The organism is Haliea atlantica (assembly GCF_054779855.1).
This window is the reverse complement of record NZ_BAAGXL010000032.1, coordinates 1-865: the sequence shown is the minus strand read 5'-3', so window position 1 is coordinate 865 and position 865 is coordinate 1. Positions and strand designations below refer to the sequence as shown.

General features: G+C 52.9%; 1 protein-coding gene. It reads right to left on the bottom strand.

Translation table 11 applies throughout. The annotated features are described in order from the left end of the window. The coding region (locus ACYVGS_RS17740; RefSeq protein ID WP_460590029.1) for an IS630 family transposase at positions 1-816 on the bottom strand (816 nt) is incomplete at its 3' end. Positions 817-865: the final 49 nt, after the last annotated feature.

Here is an 865-nt window from a genome sequence, read left to right as displayed (position 1 = left end):
CTTCTGGGACTCAATGTACTGCTTCGCCTTGCGAGACTTGTGAATCGGATGGCCATCAACAATCAGGAAAACCGGCTTCTTCGCGCCCGCCATCAAGCGCTTCAGAAAGGTCACGAATACCTCTGCGTTGACAGACCCTTCGTGCACCATGAATCGGAATTCTCCGCGAGGGCTCACCGCCGAGATCAGATTGAGAGAAAATCGCGCACCAGTCTTTGTTACAACCGGTGTCTGCCCCCTCGGTGCCCAGGTCGTGCCCGTGTGATAATCAGAGCGAATACCGGATTCATCTGCAAAATAGATGGTTGCGCCCACAGCCTTCGCTTCCGCACGAATGCTCGGGTAGATCTCGTTTTCCCATTTCCGAACCAGCACAGGGTCTTGCTGCCAGGCCTGGTAAAGAGGTTTCTGTGCTGTAAAACCCAGATTCCTCATGATCCGACTAACAGTCGCCAGCGACAGTTTCTTGCCAAACTGGCGGTGAATCAATGCAGCGATCAGAGACAATGTCCACAGACCAAACTCAAACTTGAACTGCAACGGCGTATTGTCTTTGACTGCGTTCGCAAGCCAGGCGAGTTCATCCTCAGTAATCTTGGAGGGGCGACCCGGGATTGGCTTTGCCAGCAGCGCCTTTTGTCCACCATTGGTGTAATCGGCAACCCAACGATATACAGTTCGGCGGTTAACGCCATGGGCATGTGCCACCGAAGCAACGTCTTGTCCATCTCGAACCGCCTTGACCGCCTGCTGTCGCATAACCTGCAGGGCGTGATGATCGAGAGCGCGGCCATCGGATTTTCGTGTGCATTTCATGCCGCAAGTATATCAAACACCTGTCGCTTTACTAATGAAAAAGTTAGTA